The organism is Endozoicomonas euniceicola, assembly GCF_025562755.1.
GTDB classification, from domain to species: Bacteria; Pseudomonadota; Gammaproteobacteria; order Pseudomonadales; family Endozoicomonadaceae; genus Endozoicomonas_A; species Endozoicomonas_A euniceicola.
In genome coordinates, this window is the sequence record NZ_CP103300.1 from 3,614,888 (window position 1) to 3,637,073 (window position 22,186).

Consider the following 22,186-nt stretch of genomic DNA (forward strand, 5'->3'; position numbering starts at 1 on the left):
CCGCTTCACTGACGCACCATATACGTTTGCAGGGTTTCCAGAGCTGGGGCCTTGTCGTCTTTCTGGTTCCTGACTTCGACCTGAACCATGCGGAAATTGTCGTTGGTGGTTTTGACACTGCGTTTGCGGATATGCCATTCATTGTTTGCCATATCAACGGTATAGGATTCCCAACTCTCCTTAGGCCACTGATGTTCCAGGCGAATCGTCGTCAGTTCGTTATCCGCCACCCAGCGGGCGATGGTTTTCTGTCGCATATAAAGCGTATTGCTGACATTTGCACCAACGGTACGGGTAACACTGATGCCGACAATGGCAAGAATGGCGAGTGCCATCATCACTTCCAGCAGGGTAAAGCCTTTTTGATTCATCACGACGGCCTGTCTCCGGAAAAATGCACGTCGCCGGTTTCTTCAACCTGAATGGTAAACGACGGAAGTCGACTGGATGTCACTCTTTCTGAACGTTCTGAACGGCTGCCTGAGTGGGAAGACTGGAGGCTGAAAACAATCTCTGCCGGTGTCATATCGCCCGATGACCAGATATAAAGGTCGGGTTCTTTCATCTTTTCAGGTTTGGAGAACCAGTCTTCCAGCAGAGTGTCCTGTTGCTGCTGTTGCAGCGACGAGTGCCAGATCGTTTCACCCGGCGTAAAACGCATTCGGAAGCTGTCTTCAAGCGTGGTCTGACGCAGCAGGCGATCATGGGTTATTGCGACCCAGCCGTCCTCGCCAAACTGCACAAACTCATAGTCGTTGTCGTTAATCACCACGCCCAAGTCGCGGCCACTGATAATGGCTTCTTCATGGGCGGTTTCGATCAGGGCGGCAAAACGTTCTGCGGCTCTTTGTAGTTCTGCACTGCCATTGTTAAAGGTGATCCTGGGCACCGCCACCGAGGTAGCCAGTCCCAGCAATAGCAGAACCAGCATAATTTCCAGCAGTGTGAAGCCTTTGTGGTGATGCCTTACAGTCATTGCTCGTATCAGGAAGGCAGGTCCCAGTTACCGATATCAGAGTCGGTGCCAGGCTGACCATCAGGGCCGGCGGAGAAAATATCAATCTCACCGTACTGACCCGGGTTCTGCAAATAGTACTCGTTACCCCATGGGTCTTTTGGCAGACGACGGATGTAGCCATTGGAACGGTAGCCGGTAGGCTCCGGAGAACCCGTTGGTTTGGAAATCAACGCTTCCAACCCCTGTTGGGTGGTCGGGTAGTGGTTGTTGTCCAGTCGGTACATATCCAGAGCGTTTTCCAGGGCGACAATATCGCTTACCGCCTTCTGCTTATCCGCCTTTTCCTTGTTGCCGATAACATTAGGCGCAACAAAGCTGGCTAAAACCCCCAGAATCACAATCACCACCATGATTTCCAGCAGGGTGAAACCGGACTGTTTTTTATGCACCGGTCCTTGCCGTTGGATTTTTGAACGCATAATTTTTTCCTTAGTCCATTTTATAAGACGATAGTTGTTTATAATCGCTTGCTTTAACCACTGACAAGCGAGTTAAGATCCAGCATTGGCGTCAGAATCGCCATCACAATAAACAGCACCATGCCCGCCATAAGCAGAATCAGCAGCGGGGCGAAAACACCTAAAGCAATGTTTACCTGAGACTCAAACTGTCTGTCCTGTGCATCGGCTGCATGCGCCAGCATCTGTTCCAGCTCGCCGGATTTTTCACCACTGGCGATAATATGCAGCATCATCGGGGGGAACAATTGTGTCTTATCCAGTGCGGTCCAGAGGCTGGAGCCTTCCCGTACCCGTTCGGAGGCTTCTTGCAGTGCCTGACGGATATGCGCATTAATCAGTACATCGCTGGCGACCTTCATACCTTCCAGCAAAGGGACCGAGCTGGTGGTGAGAATGCTCAGGGTTCGGGCAAAACGTGCCGTATCCACGCCCGCTGAGACATCTCCCGCTACCGGTAGTTTTAGAAATAGTCTGTCGTGTGCCAGGCGAAGATTCGGTTTTGTAAGAATCCTTTGTCGTATAACCAGCAACGCCATAATGGTGATCAGAACATGCAGGCCATAGCCCCGTACAAAATCACTCATGGCAATCAGAGCCAGTGTCATATCCGGCAGTTCCTGACCCATGTGGGCGAACTGATCAACCACCGTGGGAACCACCGTTGCCAGCAGGGCTGCAACCACACCAATGGCTACCACAGTCAGGATGACCGGATAGATCATGGCCTGAATCAGTTTGCCTTTAATCTGCTGCTGCTGTTCGCTGTAGTCAGCCAGGCGTTCCAGTACCACATCCAGATGACCGGACTTTTCACCGGCAGCGACCATGGACCGGTACAGGCGATCAAAGGCTTTGGGGTAGCTGGCAAGGCTGTCGGCCAGTGTCTGACCCTCCAGTACCCTTGAGCGAATCGCCGTGATCATGGCTTTCAGGTGGCTTTTCTGTAACTGTTTAGCCAGTGCCTGCAAGCACTCTTCCAGCGGAATGGCGGCGGCGACCAGGGTCGCCAGTTGGCGTGTCAATAGCGAAACTTCAGCCGGTGTCGCATTCTTTGCAAACAGGTTGATGGAGAATGAACGACGTCCGGTTTTTGTTTTTTCGGTGGCTGGCTCAATGGATACCGGGGCAAGACCGTCTGAACGCAATTGCTGGCGTAATAGTCTGGGCGAGTCTGCTTCAAGTACGCCTTTTTTCTTGCGGCCTTTGGTATCCAGAGCTTCATAAGCAAAAACAGCCATGTCTTACTCCTCTCTGGTCACCCTGAGCACTTCTTCCATGGAGGTAATACCTTTCAGCACTTTGCTGAAACCGTCCTGTTGAATGCTCGGAGTATGCTTGCGGATTTCTGCTTCAATAGCCTGTTCGCCGGCACTGTCGTGAATCAGGTTTCGTATTTTGTCGTCGACCAGAAACAGTTCGTGGATACCGGTTCGCCCCCGGTAGCCAAGCTGGCTGCACTCATCACAGCCTTTAGCATCCCAAACCGTTGCCGGGGAATGGTCAGTCAGCCTCATCATGGTTCGCTCACTGGTAGAAGGTTCACGGGGCTGACGGCAATCCGGACACAGGGTTCGTACCAGTCGCTGTGCCAGAACGCCCAGCAGACTGGACGACAGCAGGAAGGGTTCAATCCCCATATCCCGCATTCGGGTGACAGCACCTATGGCGGTATTGGTGTGCAAAGTGCTGAGCACCAGGTGACCCGTCAGGGACGCCTGAATACTGATTTCCGCGGTTTCCAGATCCCGAATCTCGCCCACCATGACCACATCAGGGTCCTGACGGAGAATGGCGCGCAGGCCACGGGCGAAGGTCATATCCACTTTCGGGTTCACCTGTGTCTGACCAACGCCTTCTATATCGAATTCTACCGGGTCTTCAACGGTCAGGATGTTGCGCTCGGTGCTGTTAATAGAGCTGAGACCGGCATACAGTGTCGTACTCTTACCGGACCCCGTGGGCCCCGTTACCAGTAGAATGCCATGAGGCTTAAGCAACAGCTCGCTGACTGTGTCACGAATGGATGCCGTCATGCCCAGGCTGGTCATATCCAGCTGAACGCTACTCCGGTCCAGCAGACGCAGTACGATTCGTTCTCCATGGCGGGAGGGCAGGGTAGAAACACGCACGTCAATGGCCCGACCCCCGAGGCGCAGAGATATACGACCATCCTGTGGCACTCGTTTTTCAGCAATGTCGAGTTTCGCCATGACCTTAATACGGGAAACCAGCAAGGCGGCCAGCTTGCGCTGTGGCCGCAGAATTACCCGCAATACACCGTCTATCCGGAAACGGATGACCAGTCTGTTTTCAAAGGTTTCGATATGAATATCTGACGCACCATCCTTGATGGCTTCACCCAGCATGGCGTTAATCATACGGATGATTGGCGCACCGTCGTCGGCTTCCAGCAGATCTTCATTGTCGGGCAGTTCTTCAGCCAGCGATTGCAGACCTTCATCGTTGCCAATATCCTGCATCAGCTGACGGGCAGCGGATGAATCCTTCTGGTAAAAAGCCGCAAGGCGTACATCAAAGTCGCTGTTTGCCAGCTTTTCAACGGTGAACGGTTTGGCTGTTAAACGACGTACTTCGCTTAATGCTCGGCGTTCAGGCAGACCGTGATAAAGCAGGTGGTAATCACCGGTTTCATTATGTTCCAGCAGTACGCCGAACTTCTGGGCAAAGTAAAAGGGCAGGGTGACCTTCTCTGCCAGCCCGGCGGATTGCTCCGGGGCTTCAGCCGTTGGACTGTGCGTCATGACCTTCGCCCTTCTTCTGTGCGCTCTTCTTAAGCTGCCTGGCTTCCGCCTGCTCAATCAGCTTGCGGGCCTCTTCCAGTCGCTTCGCCTGTTTAACGCTGTTGTCTTCGTCCATCTGTCGGCGGGTTTCTTTCAGAATGTCCTGTGGTGACATATCTTCAGACAGTACCGGAATGCGTGCGTTGGGCATCAGGTCTATGCCACTGGCGGCACGGTCCAGCTGACGGGCACGCATATAATTGTATTTTCTGCCGCTGATTTCAGTCAGGGTGTGGTCGTCGCGGATAATGGTTGGGCGGATAAACACCATCAGGTTGCGTTTGCTGACAGTGTTGGAGGTTGAGCGGAACAGGCGGCCGATAAAAGGAATATCGCCCAGCAACGGCACTTTGGATTCGCTTTCCTGAACGTTCTCGTCGATCAGACCACCAATGACCACGGTGTCGCCACTGCCCACCATGACCGAGGTTTTTACCTGACGGGTGGCAAAGGTGATATCGACCGGTGTCGTACCGTTGATATTGGACACTTCCTGTTCAATGTTCAGTTTGACGGCATTACCTTCGTTGACCTGGGGCTTGATGCTTAGCTTGATACCCACTTCCCGACGTTCAATGGTCTGGAATGGATTATCGTTGTTAGCACTGGAGGTGGCACCGGTCAGGGTGGGTACCTCATCACCGACAATAAACGACGCTTCTTCGTTATCCAGCGTCATCAGGCTGGGTGTTGCCAGTACGTTGGATTCAGACGACGAGGTAACGGCCTGAAGCAGGGCGGTCCAGTCCCCTGCTGTTGCTGTGAACGCCGCGCCGGATACACCGGAAAGGGCTTTTGCCAGAACCGACCAGTCACCGGGTTTGTCGGGGTTAGTAATTTTACGACCATCTTTGTCTATAATGACCGAGCCTTTCTCCCCTTCCGCCTTCTTGATGCCGTGCATGATCTGACCGATAGGCACGGTCTGACCATTCTGGAACTGCATCAGACCGCCTTTTTCGCTGCCCAGCTGAAACGACAGGTTGATGCCATCTCCGTCAGCCACTTCAACGATAATGGCTTCAACCAGCACCTGGGCGCGGCGGATATCAAGCTGCTGGATAACGCTTTCCAGCACACTCATCATATCGGGCTGTGCGGTGACCACCAGGGCGTTGGTCTGCTCATGAACATTGATGCTGAAGTTGGTGCCGGGAGATGTGGGGTTCTGGGAGCTGGTCTGCTCGGCAAGAACGGTTTGTCCAACGCCTTCAAGGACTTCTTTCAGGTCTTCAGCAACGGCATAGCGCAGGTAGAAAACCCGGGTGTTGCCAGTGCTTTCCTGCTCGGCATCCAGGCGGGATACCAGGTGTTTAACCCGTAGCACCTGAGACGCTTCACCGGAGACAATCAGGCGATTGCTCACTTCATCGGCGACAATGGCAGGTTTGCCGGACAGGCGGCTTTTGCCCCCGGACTCGGTACTCAACGCTTTGAGAATACGAGCCATTTCATTGGCAGAGCCGTGTTTCATATTAATAATTTCAACGGTTTTGCCACCGGCGTTATCAATGCGCTGAACAATTTTAACCAGCCTTTCGACATTGGCAGCCCGTCCGGTCATCAACAGGATATTGGACGGGTCATAGTGCACCACATTACCGGCAGTGTCGTTCAGTTGTCGCAGGATGGGCGACAGTTCACGTACAGGGACATTCCTGACGGGCATAACCCAGCTGATCATTTCATCACCAGCCCCTGGCTGGCCGGAATCGAGTACCCGGATCGCTGAGGTTTTGGCTTCTTTGTCCCGAATGACTTTCAGAATGCCGCTGGGTTGTTCAACCACGGCAAAACCGTGGACTTCCAGCACACTGAGGAAAAACTGGTAGTACTGTTCTTCATTCAGGGTTTCGTAGGAACGAACGGTGATGGAACCCTGCACCGATGGGTCGATGATAATGGTTTTGTTGAGGTTGGCGCTGACGGTGTTGACGAACTCTTCAACTTTGGCGTTCTGAAAGCTTGCGGAAAATTCACCAGCAAATGCCTGCCCTGCCAGCGTCGTGTTAATGACAAGAATACCAGCGCTCAATAAGATGCCGGCTGTGATTGGGCGCAGTGAACGACGCAAGGCGTCTGCCATTCTGAAAAGTACTGTACTTTTTTTCATGATGATAAGTCGATCTGGTAAATCTGTCCCTGGCGTTCAATGGTCAGCGAAATCTGTTCGAGGTCTGGCAGTTCCAGCATCAGCTTCATGGCTTCCGTATTGTTGGTCAGGTCGATGCCGTTAATGGACAGGGCTATATCGTCATTTTGCAGACCGGCGGCTCTGAACAGATCAGGGCGTGACGTGGGATTTATTCGATAGCCTGCCAGTTTGCCCTCTCTGTGTACTGGTGAAATGCTGATTAGCTCAGCAATGGATGTGGGGTTGTTTCGGAGCTCTGCACTCAGCTGCTGAAGGTTTTCTGAAGGCTTGTTGGGCGTTGTGGTTGGGCGAGCTGCCGTTTTCTGGTCAGGGCTGTTGGGGTAAAGCAGCAGGGCTTCATGTTGTCCATTGTTTCTGACAATCACCCGGTCCGGGTAAATGTCCACCACTTCGGCGTTGGCACCCGCCAGGCGATCCCCAATGCGATAGGTTTTGTCTGCTGAACGGAAATTGATAATGGCCAGAGAGCGTTCTGGAATGCTGCTGGCAACGATGCCGGTAACGCGGGCGCTGAGCCTGGAGCGTGGCACTGAATCCGGGTCAATGGTGTTGGCGGTTTCGGCTTCCGGTGCTGGTGGTGTTCCAAACAGGTGTAAGCTGGCCAGTTCCGGGTAAGCCTGACTGCCGTTAACCTGCTGCTGAGACGACACTGACTGACTTTTCCAGCTGCCAGAGTCACTGTTTTCGACAGGAATAAGCTGCCAGGTGACTTTTGCCAGCTGGTGAGCCAGCAGAATGACCAGGAATACCTCGCACAGAAGGATCAGCTTGTGATAACCGAGCCCGGAAAGATTAAAAGACCGGGTCAGTTTGGAAGCCATTGTAGATATTGATTCAAGAGGCTTATTTTTCTTAAATGCGATGGGCATGGACACTCATTTTTATCAGTCTGTAACCTTCAAACTTGCTGGGCGAGGGTATAGCCACACCATGGTACACAATTGCTAAAAAACAGTCATGAGATAAGTCAAGGAAAGCTCAAGTTTGATCAATTTTTGTTACATTACTGTGACAGGGTGAAGTCTTCAGCGCTCTATTAAACAGATCGCCGTAAACCCTTGACAAGGTGGGGAGTATCACTGGCGGTTAAACGAAAGAGTCGGCATACTCGCTGTTTTCCTTTGTATGAGCTGACGGGTATGTCTGTGCTTCGTTCACGTCTTATTATTCTGATTCTGGCAGCGGCTGCTGTTTTTATCTTCTTCTTTTACTCATCATCGGTGACAGACACAGTTTCTCCCTCTTCTATAAATGCAGAGTCGTTTAATAATGTACTGCTGGAACGAATCAATCAAAAACAGCAGGATCATGCTGTTCTTTCTGAAAGTTATGATGAGCCGCTGGGGGAACTGATCAGCCGTCAGGCTGACCGTCATGGGGTGGGTGTCGCCATAACAAAATCGAACTGGCAGAAAGCCGATGTCAGTATTTTGCAGGGTGAGCCTGAGCAGTTGGTTGAATGGTTGTCTGAGCTGGCGGCGGTGAACGGTATCCGGATACAGAGCCTGCACCTGTTATCTGACAGTGGTCAGCCATTTATGGTTGATCGTCTGGTTTTGGTGCGGTGATGGATAAAGAAACAATTCAGGTACACGAACCTGAATAAAATAAGTGGCACAGAGCAGAGCACGAAAAGGCATAAGTAAAGGAGAAAATTGTGTAAATCAGTTGCGTCTACCAAACTTGGCTAGACCAGCCTCCTGTTGCCACGATGAAGGCTCTGCGAAGCCGTAAAGTCTGAGTGGCAGCAGCGAGACAAGCGCAAGAATTCATATGCTGCTCATTCGGCCAGTGAAAAACTTGAGAGTCGAGATGTCTAATGAAGAGGGCGGCGGATGGCAGTGTTAAATACGATGTGCTGGAACTCACTAATCCTTTAAAGTTCCATAATACAAATCTCATACCCGGTACTACGCGTACACTTCACAGATGTTCAATATTTGGAGAGGTGAATATGTATGGGCAGTTTTGCGGATACGTCTTCAGAGGGGACGCAAGACCTCCCGAAATTGTATTTAGACAGGGTTTTATGCTTCCTAAGCCGATTGAGTCAGTAGATTACTTACGTCGTGCGACTGGCTATCGGAGTGGCTGTACGGCAGACTACGGGGTATCAACCAGCGCTGGCGTTTATATAGCATCTCATTATGTCACAAGGTATGACAAACATAATACACCATCGTCTAGTTTTGGCTATGTCTACCTGATTGACGCAACCTGTATGATTGGCTTCCATATGCCAGACATAGGTATTTTAACAGATGTTCGGATATACGAAGGGGATTTAGCTTCATTAGCTGACGTAAAGATAGCTGAGGTCAACTTTCCATGCAGCATTCCAAATTCATTGGTAATAGGGATGGTAACGATGCCTGATGAAGTAAGCCCAATCACTCTAGGGCCGATCTCCCAGCCAGCAGGACACAATTTAAAGTTGTTTGTAAACCCCATGTACCAGAAGTTTTTTAAAAAAGGCCTGAGTGCCGCAGAAGATGTGGCCGGTTTATTTAATAATGCGGAGACCGACTTTATTGACTTTTGATAAGGCATGACTACACCAAAATCTGAGTATTTGCAGATTGGCAAAAATCCGGAGACAGGCATGCCTGAAGAAGAGTTTATCATCAATGTTTATTGTCTGGTCGGTGATTTGTTCAAAAAGCTTTTCCCTGACCCCATACGCACCCGTGGTTTTGAACCCAAGCTGAGTGATAGCGAGGTAATTACCATTGAGGTAGTTGGAGAGTGGCTCGGGCATCACAAAGAGCGAACCTCTGGGCAGTAAAGCAAAAGATTACAGAGCGACTGGTTCAAATGCTGGGTGCTGATCGGGATGATGTCTACCTGACAAACGGCTTTCCTATCGAGGTTTGCGCCAGGAGCCTGGCAACCCGGTAGAACAATCACAGAGTTCTTAACCGGGCCGCATAATACAAAGGCCAGACTATATCGGTCTTTTCTGCCTCACTGCTGCCCACAGTGCCTGCCAGTTTCACTGTCCGCCCGGGGTTGTATCGTTCTTTGTACGAACGCAGACTTTTGGCCTGTGTCCGGCGGCCTGATTTCACTTCAACAGGAACGATTTCACCAGCAGGTGTTTTAAACAGAAATTCAATTTCTGCCTGCCTGAACTCCCAGGAGTAAGTGGGGTAGTATCCTGAAGCTCTTAACTCATTTTGAACAAAGTTTTCGGCAAGGTAGCCTTTGTATTCAAGGTTTTGCTGACGGTGTTCCTGATAGCTGATATCCAGCATATACCCCAGTAAACCGATATCAGACAGAAAAAGTTTGAAGAAATTTTCTTTACGGTAGGCCGCTAGTGGTGACTGGGGTTCACATTGAATGGGGTAGCAGCGTGATATGAGTTTGGTTTTTTCCAACCATTCTATTGGGCCGCTCAGATCAAGATAGCTTCGCTTTTTCTCAATAACGTCATTAAACCGGTAACGTTTAACAGAGGTATCGATATTTTTGGATAGTTGCAGTGGGACATTGTGAAAAACTCTTTCAATGTGCTGAGCATTGGTTTTACCACTGTATTTACCAAAGTCCCTCAAGTAGCCGGCGATAAGTTCTCCGTGAATGCTGCGGACGGTTGCGCAGCGCTCATTGATTCCTGATGTCAGGTCCGGTGCGTGGTGTTTTCCAAACCATGCTGAGACTGCTTCCGGCATTCCTCCGACAAAGTAGTAATCGAGCAACAGGTTCCACAATTTGTTATGGACGGCCTGAAGCTGCCTGCCTTCCCGAAAAAGCTGAAGAATTTTTGGGCTATCAGATGCCATAAGAAATTCTTCAAACGTCATGGGGAATAGCTCCAGAATTTCCACCTTGCCCACCGGAAAAGAGTCCAGTAGTCCGATATTGGAACCAGAAGCGCAGAGATATAGATCAGGCCGTTGTTCTGCAAAAAATTTAAGTGACCTCAAAGCTCCGGGGCATTCACCTATCTCATCAAAAAAGATAAGGTCGGTACTGGCGTCAATATCTACCCCTAGTTCGAGTTCGATATTCAGGAGGATATCTGCCGGAATCAGGCTGTCTGCAAACAGCTGTGACAGTTTTGGGTTGGCCAGAAAGTCCAGCTTCAGCACCCGGTTGAACTGCTGCCTGCCAAATTCATATTCTATCAGGAAGGACTTACCAACCTGACGAGCACCGTCGATTAAGAGAGGTTTTCGTTCTGACTTCTGCTTCCAGTTAGTCAGATGTTTTGTCAGTAATCTTTCCATAAATGCCTATGCTAGCGACTTGCAATTATTATAGGACTATTTCTATATTTTCATACTTTATCATACGACTTTATATGATGTTTCATATTTTTCCATACGTTAATGTTGAGGCTATGTTTTTTACGCACAAAAAAAGAGGGTTGAATCTCTTCAACCCTCTTTGATCGTATTGGTGGAGGCGGCGGGATTTGAACCCGCGTCCGCCGATTCTCCGCCCTCGGCTCTACATGTTTAGATTCCGTCTTTAGGTTAACGCAGAACGACCCAACGGTCAGGGTGACACTACGCGATCCTGAAAAGTTTTAACCAGTCCGCCTCAGGCATACTTCATGGCGATCCTGTTTGCGTTTGCGATCAGTACCAGCCAACAGGCAAGCCGGAGTGATCGGGAGGAGGCAGGGTTTAAGCTGCCATAGCTCCTTGGTAGTTGTCTTGGTTTGCAACTAAAAATTGTAGCTATTGGTTTAACGAGAGCAGCTACGCGCTCGACATGCACCTAAGGTTTTGTAACCGTCGTCGAATCCTGATCGCCCCCGGAAAACCTGACGACAGTTTATTCCATTTAGTAGGGTTTAAGTCAATAAGTAATTTCATTTTGCTATATTAAATGGCGTGACAAAATGCCTTTGTTGACCGTTGTTGCTCAGCAATTCTGCCTATACTCAATGTCCCTGAAAACTAATAAGAAGGCGGTGTCATGTCCGTAGAGATGAGACTGGAAAAACTGGAAAGTGAAGTTTTTCATATACGCAAACTACTGCATATGAAAGATGATAATCAGCATGAAGTCTGGAATAACATGCAGGCTGAAGTGTATGAGCTCTGCAGGAAAAATGCTGAACATCTGGATCGGCTGGAAGCTGGTCAGGCCAAGTTGGAAGCTGGTCAGGCCAAGTTGGAGGCTGGTCAGGCTAAGTTGGAGGCAGAGGTGTCTGATCTGAAACGTGAAGTTGCCGACCTGAGGCATGAGGTTACTGATCTCAAAGCTCGCTTCACCCGTCTGGAAACTGATGTGTCCGACATAAAGGGAATGCTTCAGCAATTATTGGATCGGTAGTTGTTGAATCGATAGTTGGCGGTTTGTTCTGCATACCCTAAACCACTCATGTTTCGATCAACCTGAGTGGTTTTTTTGGAGGGCAGAAAAAGAAGGTCAGCCGCGATGCATCACTCGCTGCTTTTCAATGTTCCACTCACGTTCTTTATTGGCAGCACGCTTGTCGAACTCTTTCTTGCCTCGTGCCAGGGCAATCTGGCATTTGATCAGATGTTGTTTCCAGTACAGTTTTACAGCCACGCAGGTGTAACCTTTTTGCTGGGTTTCAGCGAACAGTTTTGCCAGCTCGCGTTTGTTCAGTAGTAGTTTCCGGTCACGCAGAGGGTCGGCAATCACATGGGTTGATGCCGTGTTTAACGGTGTGATCTGAGCACCAATTAACCAGGCTTCGCCGTCTTTCAGCAATACATAGCTGTCGACCAGTTGTACTTTACCCTGCCGGAGACTTTTAACTTCCCAGCCCGCAAGAGAGACGCCCGCCTCAAACGATTCATCCAGATGATAATCGTGACGAGCTTTTTTGTTCACGACGATAGAGGAGTCGCTCTTACCGCCCTTTTTCGATTTCTTAGCCATGGGCGGATTATAACGTTACTCACTGATAAAACCAGTTGCGAGAGTCAATGTTGTTGTTTTATGTTTGCAGGCAGTTTAATTTCGTGTTTTTTTTTAAAAAACCTATGAAAAATATATTTTTGCTTTAATGCGTAGAAAAAAGCCTTGCGCGCTACGTGTGAACCGATAGAATACTGTACTTGCTCCGTATTTATACTGCGTACGATTTGAAAAGTTTCCCACTATCTGCGAACAGACTGTGACTTCCTTTCAGGCCCGGCTCGGGGCGATACATTCAAATAAGACGATAATGCTGCACGTTTTTGAGGAATCTTATGTCAGGACAAAACCCGACTGCGTCGAAAAATACATGGAATAATCGCTGGACCTTTATTCTGGCAGCCGCCGGCTCTGCTATTGGCCTTGGTAATATCTGGAAATTTCCCTACATCGCCGGTCAGTATGGCGGTGGTGCGTTCGTCCTGATGTATATGGTGTTTATTGTTTTGATCGGCGTTCCGCTACTGATGGCTGAAACCGCCATTGGTCGTAGCACGCGACTGAGCCCCTTGAATGCCATGCGCAAGCTGACCAGTGATCTGGGTATCAGTCGTGCCTGGAACGGTATTGCCTGGCTGGGTATGCTGACCGGCTTTGTTATCCTGACGTTTTATAGTGTTATCGCAGGCTGGTCCCTGTCTTATGCTTTTGAATTGCTGACGGGGCATTTTGCCGGTATGTCGCCTGCTGAAGTCGGTTCTGAGTTTGACGGTCTGGTGATGTCCGCTTCGCGCCAGACTTTCTGGCACACCGTCTTTATGGGGATCACTATTTTTGTTACCGCCCGTGGTATTCACAAAGGTCTGGAGAAAGGCCTGCAGGTGATGATGCCAACCCTGTTCCTGTTATTGATTGTGATGCTGGGCTACAGCATGTTTGCCACTGGCGAGTTCATGCGCGGTTTCCACTTTATGTTTGACTTCAATCTCAGCAATCTGACCGGTAAAGCGGTGGTGGCTGCCATGGGGCAGGCGTTCTTTACCCTGAGTCTGGGTATGTGTGCCCTGATGGCTTACGGTGCTTACATGCCAGCGAATAACTCCATTCCCCGTACTGCTCTGAATGTTGCGTTTCTGGATACGCTGATGGCGATTATCTCCGGCCTGATCGTATTCCCGATTGTTTACGCTCATGGCATGGAACCTTCCGCGGGGCCGGGACTGTTGTTTGTATCCCTGACTTCAGCCTTTGCCAGCATGTCCGGTGGTTCTCTGGTGGGCTTTATTTTCTTTGCTCTGGTGGGTATTGCGGCGCTGAGTTCTGCTATTTCCCTGCTTGAGCCAAGTCTGGCCTGGGTGACTGAGCGTTTCTCCATGAGTCGTGTAGCGGCTACTATTCTGATTGGTGGCCTGGTGTGGTTTGTGGGGCTGGCTAATGTTCTGTCCTTTAACCATTGGGCGGAGGTGAAGATTCTGGGGCGTGGTTTCTTCGATCTGTTTGCGGATGCTACTGACCTGATCCTGTTGCCTCTGGGTGGCGCGACGACTGCTATCTTTGTGGGTTGGGTAATGAAGCGTTCTGTACTGACGAACGAACTGTCTATGGACACTGGAATGTTCAATCTCTGGCGTGCGCTGATTCGAGTTGTTGTTCCTTTCAGTGTACTGGTGGTGCTGGTTTCTGCGCTGATATAACAGAGCAGGCAGGCGCTCAGGTTGTTGTTCCTTAAAGGTCGGATTAGGTTATCCTGTCCGGCCTTTGCTTATTTAATTTGCCAATGGCAGGAGGAAAACTATGGCTAAGGTATCTCGTTCTGCATTGATTTTGCACCCTGCTGAGAAGGTGTATGATCTGGTCGCCGATGTGGAGTCTTATCCCAAGTTTTTACCCTGGTGTCAGGACGCTCTGGTTCTCTTTTCAGAAGGAGCCTCTTCAGAAGGAGCCTCTTCAGAAGGAGTCTCTTCAGAAGGAGCCTCTTCAGAAGGAGTCTCTTCAGAAGAAGCCTCTTCAGAAGAAGCCTCTTCAGAAGAAGCCTCTTCAGAAGAAGCCTCTTCAGAAGTAGATGTGGTCGAGGCGTTGCTTGTTATTGCCAAAGGAGGGTTAAGGTGTGAGTTTGCGACGCGGAACCTGATGAGGCGGAATCAGTCTATAGATATGCAATTGCTGAGAGGGCCTTTTTCTCACCTCCAGGGCGTCTGGAGGTTCAAGCCCCTGGGAGATGATTGCTGCAGCATATTTATGGAACTGGATTTTGAGTTGTCTAACCCGGTTTTGAAGGCAGCTTTGGGTAGCGTGTTCGGGCAGGCCATGAACAAAATGGTGGCAGCTTTCTGCCAGCGCGCTGATCAGTTGTATGGAACGGGTAGTGAATAAAGGTTCTGCATAATGACCGGTGATAATTCTAAGGCCCGAATTCGGGTAGAAGTGGCTTATGCCAAACCTTGCGAACAGAAAATCCTGAGCATTCAGGTTGAAGAAGGAACCAGTCTGCTGGAAGCGGTCAAACAGTCCGGGATTCAGTTATTTTTTCCGGAGCTTGATCTGGATGCCCTGAAGCTCGGGCTTTTTGGCAAGGCCGTGCCGAAACCGGCTGAGCAAGCTGCTCGCAAGGGAGACCGGATAGAAATCTATCGTGCTTTAATTGCTGATCCAAAAGAAGTGCGAAAACGCCGCGCAGCTCAGGCAAAACAGAAGAAAGAGGTTTCCGCCTGATTCTTCTGCCTGGTTTTTCTGAATGGTCGTTCATGCTTTGGCAGCGACTGCACTGGAAAAGGAAGTCCTGCTGAGACCGCTTATTGAGGTGTTGGGCGAAGGTCGCCTTTAACAGATGCCAGACGATCATCCTTAAAGAAGATCGTCACGGTCTGTTGGGTTCGCTTCTCACCTCCGGGCTGCATGCTGTAGACATAATCCCAGCGATCCCGGTTAAAGGCATCTTCCAGCAGGGGAGAGCCCATAACGTACTGAACCTGGTTGCGGGTCATGCCCGGACGCAGTTGATCAACCATTTCCTGGGTGATCACTGTGCCTTGCTGAATGTCGATTTTGTAGGCGCCTGGAAAGCTAATCAGCCTGGAGCCGCTTTCTGTGGAGCTGGCGCATCCAGCCAGAAGGGCGGCAGATAGGAGTGCTGCGGTCAGAGCCGGAGTTTTTTGCATCGGTATCAGACTTCCACTATCTTCTTGCACAAAATGAAATACTTACACGAAAATGTGATAATAGCAGGGTTCACCTGTTAAAGGTTAGGGAAACGTGTTGGAAAATCAAGAATTGCGCAAAGCGGGTCTGAAAGTAACTCTTCCGCGAGTTAAAATCCTGCAGATCCTGGAAAGCTCCCAGGGACTTCATATGAGCGCCGAAGATGTCTACAAGGCTTTGCTGGAGGCGGAAGAAGATGTAGGCCTGGCTACGGTCTATCGGGTATTAACTCAGTTTGAAGGTGCCGGGCTGGTGGTTCGTCACAACTTCGATAGCGGACACTCCGTGTTTGAGCTGGCCCGTGGAGAGCATCATGACCATATGGTGTGCATGGAAAGCGGAGAGATCATCGAGTTTATTGATGAAGAAATTGAGCGTCGGCAGAAAGAGATTGCCGACCAACATGGCTATGAAATTGTGGATCACAATCTTGTGCTTTATGTAAAGCCTAAGGAAAAACCCTGATTTTGAGCTGATGCCATGAAGCACAAAGTGGTTCTGACAGAAGCGTTTCCAATTATTGGCGCAGTGCTTTTTGGTACTGTACTTTTTATGAAACCGGCAATTTGCCGGTTTTTTTATGCGCTCAGTCCAAGCATCTCTTCAGCATGAACCAGTGTGGAGCGGGTAATTTCCACCCCGCCCAGCATCCGGGCAATCTCGTTGATACGGTGGTCACCGTTAAGGTGGGTGATGCGGGTACTGGAAGCCGATTGGCTGTGCTTCTTGCTGACAAATAGATGTTGATGCCCCTGTGATGCCACCTGTGGCTGGTGGGTAACGCATAATACCTGACTTTTTTCACCCAGTTCTCTTAGCATGGAGCCGACGATTTCGGCGGTTCCGCCACCAATTCCAACATCGACTTCATCGAATACCAGGCTGGGAATGCGAGAGGTCTGGGCTGTGATCACCTGTATGGCGAGACTGATACGAGAAAGCTCGCCGCCGGACGCCACTTTTGCCAGAGGGCGGGGAGGTTGGCCGGGGTTGGTGGTCACCAGAAATTCAATGTCTTCCTGCCCCAGTGGGGAAAGGGTTTTGGTGTCGTTCGGTGTTAACGAAACGTTAAATAGCCCCCTGGGCATACCCAGCAGGCTCATACGGGTAATGACCTGCTTTTCCAGTTTGCGGGATGCTTTTTGACGACGTTCAGATAGTTTTTCTGCCTTGGTCCGATACTTGTGTGTCAGGTCGTCCAGTTTGGTTTGCAGGGCGTCTGCGTGTTCATCGCTGAACTGTATTTTTTCCAGTTCACTGGCGAGTGATTGCTGTTTGTCCAGCAGTTCTTCCGGTTGAACCCGGTGCTTCCTCGCCAGGTCGTATAGGGCGCTGAGTCGCTCATCCACTTCCTGCACGCGTTGCGGGTCGGCGTCAAAGTGGTCAATAAAATGATTCAGTTCACCCACCGCTTCCTCTACCTGAATATGGGCAGAGGAAAGCATATCCATGGTGCTGTTAATGGCCGGATGGTCAACGGAGAGATTACCTAGCAGGTGCATACAGTGGGTGAGTTGTTGCAGCAGGTTGCCGGCGTCGCTGTCGGAGCAGATGTGGTTGATTTGATGGCAGGCTGATAATGTGGCTTCGGCATGGGTGAGTTGCTGTAGCTCCTTTTCCAGTTCGGTGAGTTCTCCTTCCTGAAGCGATAACTGTTCAAACTCTTCCAGCTGATAGGTCAGCAGCTGGACACGTTCGTGCTGTTCCTGCTGGCTGTTGAGCAGTTCGTTCAGTTCTGTCTGTAAACGATTGTGCTGGTGGGCGATAAAGGCGACATCTGTTGCCAGTTTACGAGTATTGGCATAGTCGTCCAATAGCAGGCGGTGGCTGTTTTTTTTAAGCAGTGATTGTGATTCGTGCTGACCGTGAATATCCACCAGTAATTCACCAATGCCGCGCAGATCAGAAAGAGGAGATGGGGTGCCGTTGATATAAGCTCTGGAGCGACCTTCCTTTGTTATAACCCGACGCAGGATGCATTCCTTGTCGCTGAGTAGTTCTTTGTTTTCCAGCCATTTAATGGCATCCGGGCAATGGGTCAGATCAAAGCAGGCATGAATTTCAGCCCGGTCTGAGCCTGTACGTACGCACTCCGGGTCGGCGCGGTCACCGGTTGCCAGTCCCAAAGCATCGAGCATAATGGATTTTCCCGCCCCGGTTTCGCCGGTAATAACGGTCATGCCGGATTCAATATCCAGGTCAAGTTGGTCAACGATGGCGAAATTGCTGATAGACAGTTGGGTCAGCATAACGGCTTCCGGAGGCTGCTTTAGTATAACTGTTTATATGTACAGTAACCTGAAGTCATTGCGGCGTAAAGGTCTGGGGTAAAAAAGATTCAGCCAGACGCCGGTTTAGTCCTGAATAATTTCGCAAAAAACTTTCTTCTTTCTCTTGAAACCCCCAAAGCCAGCCCCATATAACCCATCAGTAAGAGATTTGACTCCCAACCGGAGATTCGGAATGACAGTTGAAAACGGTAAGCCTGAAGAACAGGTATCTGAAGAAGCAGTAGCGGCTGAGCATGAAACAGTAGAAGAGTTTGTGCTCAACGAAGAAGGTGGTGTACCTCTTGGCGATGAAGCAGAACAGTCTGCGGGCAGCGAACTGCAACAGCAGGTTGAAACCCTGACCGAACAACTGGCACAGGCTAAAGACCAGACCCTGCGCGCCCATGCGGAAATGCAGAACATCAAACGCCGCTCTCAGCAGGATGTTGAAAAAGCCCACAAGTTTGCCCTGGAGAAGTTTGTCGACTCCCTGATTCCTGTGGTGGACAGCCTGGAAAAAGGCATTGAGAGCGCGGAGCAGGCGGAAGGCAGTCATGAAGGCATCATTGAAGGCATGAACCTGACCCTGAAGCAGTTTCTGGCGGCCATGGAAAAGGCCGGCGTGAAACAGGTCGATCCGGCTGGTCAGCCATTTGACCCGAATTTCCATCAGGCCATGTCCATGGTCCCTAATCCGGATATGGAATCAAACACTGTCATGGATGTTTTCCAGAAAGGCTACACCCTGAATGACCGTCTGGTTCGTCCGGCGATGGTTGTTGTTTCCAAGTAGCCGCTATTTAGAGCGGCTAGTTTAAAAAATTGAAAAAAGTCTGTATCGGACACTTGAAAAAAAATCGGGTGATCCCATATAGCAAAACGAAGGCCATTGACCTCCGGATCATCAAAACGCTTTACCGGCTTCTGATCAGGTAAAGCACAAAGGATGACAACGGCAAATGGCAAACCGAATTCAAACAGTTTTAAAGATTTAACGCTCTGGATTCAGAGCACTGGAGATTAATCATCATGGGTAAAATCATCGGTATTGACCTGGGTACAACAAACTCTTGTGTATCCATTCTGGACGGCGAAAAAGCCAAGGTTCTGGAAAACGCTGAAGGTGGTCGTACCACGCCTTCCATCATCGCTTTTGCGGATGAAGGCGAGATTCTGGTGGGACAGCCAGCCAAGCGTCAGGCCGTTACCAACCCTGATAACACTCTGTTTGCCATCAAGCGTCTGATTGGTCGTCGTTACAAAGATAACGTGGTTCAGAAAGACATCGAGATGGTGCCTTACAAAATCGTCGAGGCCGACAATGGCGACGCTTGGGTAGAAGTTAAGGGCGACAAAAAAGCACCGCCTCAGATTTCCGCTGAAATCCTGAAGAAGATGAAGAAGACCGCTGAAGACTACCTGGGTGAGTCCGTGACTGAAGCGGTAATCACTGTACCAGCGTACTTCAATGACTCCCAGCGTCAGGCAACTAAAGACGCTGGCCGTATCGCCGGTCTGGACGTTAAGCGCATTATCAACGAGCCTACCGCTGCGGCACTGGCTTACGGTATGGATAAGCGTAAAGGCGACCAGACCATCGCGGTTTATGACCTGGGTGGCGGTACTTTCGACGTATCCATCATTGAAATTGCCGACGTAGACGGTGAGCACCAGTTCGAAGTGCTGGCTACCAACGGTGACACTTTCCTGGGGGGTGAAGACTTCGACCTGCGCCTGATCGACTATCTGGCAGAAGAGTTCAAGAAAGATCAGGGCATCGACCTGAAAGGCGACCCTCTGGCTATGCAGCGTCTGAAAGAAGCCGCTGAAAAAGCGAAGATTGAACTGTCTTCCGCACAGCAGACCGACGTAAACCTGCCTTACATCACCGCTGATGCAGCCGGTCCTAAGCACCTGAACGTTAAGGTAACCCGTTCCAAGCTGGAATCTCTGGTAGAAGATCTGGTTCAGCGTTCTCTGGAGCCATGCCGCATCGCGATGAAAGACTCCGATCTGGAACTGTCTGAAATCGACGAAGTGATCCTGGTAGGCGGTCAGACCCGTATGCCAATGGTTCAGGAAAAAGTGGCTGAATTCTTCGGTAAAGAGCCTCGTAAAGATGTAAACCCTGACGAAGCCGTGGCTATGGGTGCTTCCATCCAGGGTGCGGTTCTGGCGGGCGACGTGAAAGACGTTCTGCTGCTGGACGTGACTCCGCTGACTCTGGGTATCGAAACCATGGGCGGTGTTATGACCTCCCTGATCGACAAGAACACCACTATTCCGACCAAAAAATCTCAGGTGTTCTCTACCGCTGACGACAACCAGACTGCGGTAACCATTCACGTATGTCAGGGTGAGCGTAAGCAGGCGTCTGCGAACAAGTCTCTGGGTCGTTTCGACCTGTCCGACATTCCACCGGCTCCACGTGGTATGCCACAGATCGAAGTAAGCTTCGATCTGGACGCTAACGGTATCCTGAACGTGTCCGCCAAGGACAAGGCCACCGGTAAAGAGCAGTCCATCGTGATCAAGGCGTCTTCCGGTCTGTCTGACGATGAAATCGATCAAATGGTACAGGACGCTGAAGCTAACGCTGCAGAAGATAAGAAGTTCGAGGAACTGGCTGCGGCACGCAACACCGGCGATGCCTTGGTACACGCAACCCGCAAGACTCTGGAAGAAGCGGGCGACAAGGCTACTGAAGAAGAGAAAGCAGCCATCAACGCTGCCCTGACTGAGCTGGAAGAAGCTCTGAAAGGCGACGACAAGGACGCTATCGAAGAGAAGAGCAAAGCTCTGTCTGAAGCGTCCTCCGGTCTGGTTCAGAAGATGTACGCTGAAGCTCAGCAGCAGGCTGGGGCAGAGGGCGCTGCCAAGCAGGAAGGCGCTTCTGCCAAAGCGGACGACGCTGTTGACGCTGAGTTCGAAGAAGTGAAAGAAGACAAGAAGTAAACACGGCATTCCGCGCTGCGGTATGAAGTGAGTTAAACGACAGCGCGGGATTATTCCCGCGTTGTTGCATTTAACAAAAAGATTAAATGATCGGGAGTGTTCCCGGTGTGAAAACGGTTAAGAATATTTAAGAGTCTGCGGGTACAAGCGCCGCAGCTCTCAGGGTTTTACTGATGGCAAAACGTGATTATTACGAAGTTCTCGGCGTAGCAAAGGGTGCTTCGGACAAGGAAATCAAGAAGGCCTACCGCCGAATGGCCATGAAGTATCACCCTGACCGTAATCCTGATGACAAAGACGCTGAAGAGCACTTCAAGGGAGTCAACGAAGCGTTTGAAATCTTGTCTGATGATCAGAAGCGTGCGGCTTATGACCAGTATGGTCATGCGGGTGTTGACCCGAACATGGGTGGCGGACACGGTGGCTTTGGCGCCGGTGCTGGTGGCTTCGGTGATATCTTTGGTGATGTGTTTGGCGATATCTTCGGTGCTGGTGCTGGTGGCGGTGGCGGTCATTCCCGCAGCAGTGTGCAACGTGGTGCCGATCTGCGTTACCAGCTGGATTTGAGCCTTGAAGAAGCGGTTAAAGGTACGACTAAGAAGATTCGCATCCCAACCCTGAATGAGTGTGGCAGCTGTCATGGCACGGGGGCCAAAAAAGGCACGTCGGCCACCACCTGTAACACCTGTGGTGGTATGGGGCAAGTGCGTATGCAGCAGGGCTTCTTTGCGGTTCAACAGACCTGTCCGGATTGCCGTGGTTCCGGCACGATGATTAAAGACCCTTGTCGTGAATGTCACGGTGAAGGTCGTGTGCAGGAATACAAGACGCTGTCTGTAAAAGTGCCTGCGGGTGTTGATACTGGCGACCGTATTCGTTTATCCGGCGAAGGCGAGGCGGGTGTTAACGGTGGTCCTTCCGGCGACCTGTATGTGCAGGTAGGTGTGGCGGATCACCCGATCTTCCAGCGTGACGGCAAAAATCTGTATTGCGAAGTGCCGATTACCTTTGTTGACGCTGCTCTGGGTGGTGAACTGGAAGTACCAACCCTCGACGGCCGGGTTAAGCTGAAGATTCCAAAGGAAACTCAGACCGGTAAGCTGTTCCGCCTGCGTGACAAAGGTGTAATGCCGGTTCGTGGTGGCAGTCGTGGCGACCTGATGTGTCGTGTAGTCGTTGAGACGCCGGTGAAGCTGACTGAGCGCCAGAGAGAGTTGATGCAGGAATTGAAAGATACCTTTGCAGCAGAAGGCGAAGAGCGTCAGTCCCCAAAGAAAACCTCCTTCTTTGAAGGGGTGAAGAAATTCTTCGACGATATGGCTTCCTAACCAACAATAGCCTGTAAATAAAGGGCTGTAGCCAGAACCTAATTATAACGGTGTAGGTTCTGGCGTAGGTGGGGCTTTAACAGTCAGATCAAAGAAAGCCGGTCTTCCGCTTGCCGATATTTTCACTTGCTAGTCGTTACTGACAGTACTCGCATA

The 22,186-nt window shown here is 50.5% G+C and carries 22 protein-coding genes and 1 other RNA gene; 11 read left to right on the top strand and 12 right to left on the bottom strand.

The window, feature by feature from the left end:
* Positions 1 to 5: 5 nt before the first annotated feature.
* The 7 genes from gspI to gspC are packed head-to-tail and all read right to left on the bottom strand — an operon-like array spanning position 6 to position 7,256.
* A complete protein-coding gene (gene gspI, locus NX720_RS14730) occupies positions 6 to 371 on the bottom strand; it encodes a type II secretion system minor pseudopilin GspI (RefSeq protein WP_262595563.1) in 366 nt (121 codons plus the stop codon).
* Positions 371 to 976: a type II secretion system minor pseudopilin GspH gene (gspH, locus tag NX720_RS14735; RefSeq protein WP_262595564.1), complete on the bottom strand. Its 606-nt coding sequence runs from the start codon at positions 974 to 976 to the stop codon at positions 371 to 373. The genes gspI and gspH overlap by 1 nt, the downstream gene beginning before the upstream one ends.
* An 8-nt stretch (positions 977 to 984) precedes the next feature.
* Positions 985 to 1,437 carry a type II secretion system major pseudopilin GspG gene (gspG, locus tag NX720_RS14740; RefSeq protein WP_262565704.1) on the bottom strand — a complete coding sequence of 151 codons (453 nt, stop codon included), beginning with the start codon at positions 1,435 to 1,437 and terminating at the stop codon, positions 985 to 987.
* Between the two features lie 53 nt (positions 1,438 to 1,490).
* Positions 1,491 to 2,717, bottom strand: coding sequence for a type II secretion system inner membrane protein GspF (gene gspF / locus NX720_RS14745; protein ID WP_262595565.1), 1,227 nt, complete (start codon positions 2,715 to 2,717; stop codon positions 1,491 to 1,493).
* A 3-nt stretch (positions 2,718 to 2,720) separates the two neighbouring features.
* Positions 2,721 to 4,241: a type II secretion system ATPase GspE gene (gene gspE, locus NX720_RS14750; RefSeq protein ID WP_262595566.1), complete on the bottom strand. Its 1,521-nt coding sequence runs from the start codon at positions 4,239 to 4,241 to the stop codon at positions 2,721 to 2,723.
* Entirely contained in the window at positions 4,219 to 6,393 is a 2,175-nt protein-coding gene (gene gspD / locus NX720_RS14755) for a type II secretion system secretin GspD (RefSeq protein WP_262595567.1), read from the bottom strand. The genes gspE and gspD overlap by 23 nt, the downstream gene beginning before the upstream one ends.
* Positions 6,390 to 7,256: a type II secretion system protein GspC gene (gene gspC, locus NX720_RS14760; RefSeq protein WP_262595568.1), complete on the bottom strand. Its 867-nt coding sequence runs from the start codon at positions 7,254 to 7,256 to the stop codon at positions 6,390 to 6,392. The genes gspD and gspC overlap by 4 nt, the downstream gene beginning before the upstream one ends.
* Positions 7,257 to 7,493: 237 nt before the next feature.
* Between gspC and NX720_RS14765 the strand changes: the two genes are divergently transcribed.
* The 3 genes from NX720_RS14765 to NX720_RS14775 all read left to right on the top strand — a co-directional run bounded on the left by NX720_RS14765 (position 7,494) and on the right by NX720_RS14775 (position 9,220).
* Complete coding sequence (locus NX720_RS14765; protein WP_262595569.1) at positions 7,494 to 8,003, top strand: hypothetical protein; 510 nt, start codon at positions 7,494 to 7,496, stop codon at positions 8,001 to 8,003.
* Positions 8,004 to 8,464: 461 nt separating this feature from the next.
* Positions 8,465 to 8,977 (top strand): hypothetical protein, encoded by a 513-nt coding sequence (locus NX720_RS14770; protein ID WP_262595570.1) that lies wholly within the window; start codon positions 8,465 to 8,467, stop codon positions 8,975 to 8,977.
* A gap of 6 nt (positions 8,978 to 8,983) precedes the next feature.
* The gene (locus tag NX720_RS14775; RefSeq protein ID WP_262595571.1) at positions 8,984 to 9,220 is read left to right on the top strand and encodes a hypothetical protein; all 237 of its coding nucleotides are present in this window, start codon (positions 8,984 to 8,986) and stop codon (positions 9,218 to 9,220) included.
* A 118-nt stretch (positions 9,221 to 9,338) separates the two neighbouring features.
* On the opposite strand, the gene NX720_RS14780 is transcribed toward NX720_RS14775, so the two are convergent.
* Together NX720_RS14780 and ssrA are read right to left on the bottom strand one after the other, a co-directional pair.
* Entirely contained in the window at positions 9,339 to 10,667 is a 1,329-nt protein-coding gene (locus tag NX720_RS14780; RefSeq protein ID WP_262595572.1) for an ATP-binding protein, read from the bottom strand.
* A gap of 170 nt (positions 10,668 to 10,837) precedes the next feature.
* Positions 10,838 to 11,202, bottom strand: a transfer-messenger RNA (tmRNA) gene (gene ssrA / locus NX720_RS14785).
* 162 nt (positions 11,203 to 11,364) lie between these two features.
* Here ssrA and NX720_RS14790 point away from each other — a divergent pair.
* Positions 11,365 to 11,724 (top strand): hypothetical protein, encoded by a 360-nt coding sequence (locus NX720_RS14790; RefSeq protein WP_262595573.1) that lies wholly within the window; start codon positions 11,365 to 11,367, stop codon positions 11,722 to 11,724.
* A gap of 96 nt (positions 11,725 to 11,820) precedes the next feature.
* Here NX720_RS14790 and smpB read toward each other — a convergent pair whose 3' ends face one another.
* Positions 11,821 to 12,300 (bottom strand): SsrA-binding protein SmpB, encoded by a 480-nt coding sequence (gene smpB / locus NX720_RS14795; protein WP_262595574.1) that lies wholly within the window; start codon positions 12,298 to 12,300, stop codon positions 11,821 to 11,823.
* A 314-nt stretch (positions 12,301 to 12,614) separates the two neighbouring features.
* On the opposite strand from smpB, the gene NX720_RS14800 reads away from it, so the two are divergent.
* The 3 genes from NX720_RS14800 (at position 12,615) to NX720_RS14810 (ending at position 14,991) form a co-directional block, all read left to right on the top strand.
* A complete protein-coding gene (locus NX720_RS14800) occupies positions 12,615 to 13,973 on the top strand; it encodes a sodium-dependent transporter (RefSeq protein ID WP_262595575.1) in 1,359 nt (452 codons plus the stop codon).
* A gap of 100 nt (positions 13,974 to 14,073) precedes the next feature.
* Positions 14,074 to 14,652: a type II toxin-antitoxin system RatA family toxin gene (locus tag NX720_RS14805; protein ID WP_262595576.1), complete on the top strand. Its 579-nt coding sequence runs from the start codon at positions 14,074 to 14,076 to the stop codon at positions 14,650 to 14,652.
* Positions 14,653 to 14,664: 12 nt separating this feature from the next.
* The gene (locus NX720_RS14810) at positions 14,665 to 14,991 is read left to right on the top strand and encodes an RnfH family protein (protein WP_262595577.1); all 327 of its coding nucleotides are present in this window, start codon (positions 14,665 to 14,667) and stop codon (positions 14,989 to 14,991) included.
* An 80-nt stretch (positions 14,992 to 15,071) separates the two neighbouring features.
* Here the strand turns inward: NX720_RS14810 and NX720_RS14815 are convergent, their stop codons facing one another.
* Positions 15,072 to 15,437: an outer membrane protein assembly factor BamE gene (locus NX720_RS14815; RefSeq protein WP_262595578.1), complete on the bottom strand. Its 366-nt coding sequence runs from the start codon at positions 15,435 to 15,437 to the stop codon at positions 15,072 to 15,074.
* A 97-nt stretch (positions 15,438 to 15,534) separates the two neighbouring features.
* Here NX720_RS14815 and fur point away from each other — a divergent pair, with 97 nt between their 5' ends.
* A complete protein-coding gene (fur, locus tag NX720_RS14820; protein WP_262595579.1) occupies positions 15,535 to 15,942 on the top strand; it encodes a ferric iron uptake transcriptional regulator in 408 nt (135 codons plus the stop codon).
* A gap of 113 nt (positions 15,943 to 16,055) precedes the next feature.
* On the opposite strand, the gene recN is transcribed toward fur, so the two are convergent.
* Positions 16,056 to 17,726: a DNA repair protein RecN gene (recN, locus tag NX720_RS14825; RefSeq protein ID WP_262595580.1), complete on the bottom strand. Its 1,671-nt coding sequence runs from the start codon at positions 17,724 to 17,726 to the stop codon at positions 16,056 to 16,058.
* Between the two features lie 214 nt (positions 17,727 to 17,940).
* Between recN and grpE the strand changes: the two genes are divergently transcribed.
* The 3 genes from grpE (at position 17,941) to dnaJ (ending at position 22,030) form a co-directional block, all read left to right on the top strand.
* Positions 17,941 to 18,540 carry a nucleotide exchange factor GrpE gene (gene grpE, locus NX720_RS14830; RefSeq protein ID WP_262595581.1) on the top strand — a complete coding sequence of 200 codons (600 nt, stop codon included), beginning with the start codon at positions 17,941 to 17,943 and terminating at the stop codon, positions 18,538 to 18,540.
* A 236-nt stretch (positions 18,541 to 18,776) separates the two neighbouring features.
* Entirely contained in the window at positions 18,777 to 20,702 is a 1,926-nt protein-coding gene (gene dnaK, locus NX720_RS14835; protein WP_262595582.1) for a molecular chaperone DnaK, read from the top strand.
* Positions 20,703 to 20,875: 173 nt separating this feature from the next.
* Positions 20,876 to 22,030 carry a molecular chaperone DnaJ gene (gene dnaJ, locus NX720_RS14840; protein WP_262595583.1) on the top strand — a complete coding sequence of 385 codons (1,155 nt, stop codon included), beginning with the start codon at positions 20,876 to 20,878 and terminating at the stop codon, positions 22,028 to 22,030.
* Positions 22,031 to 22,186 lie beyond the last annotated feature (156 nt).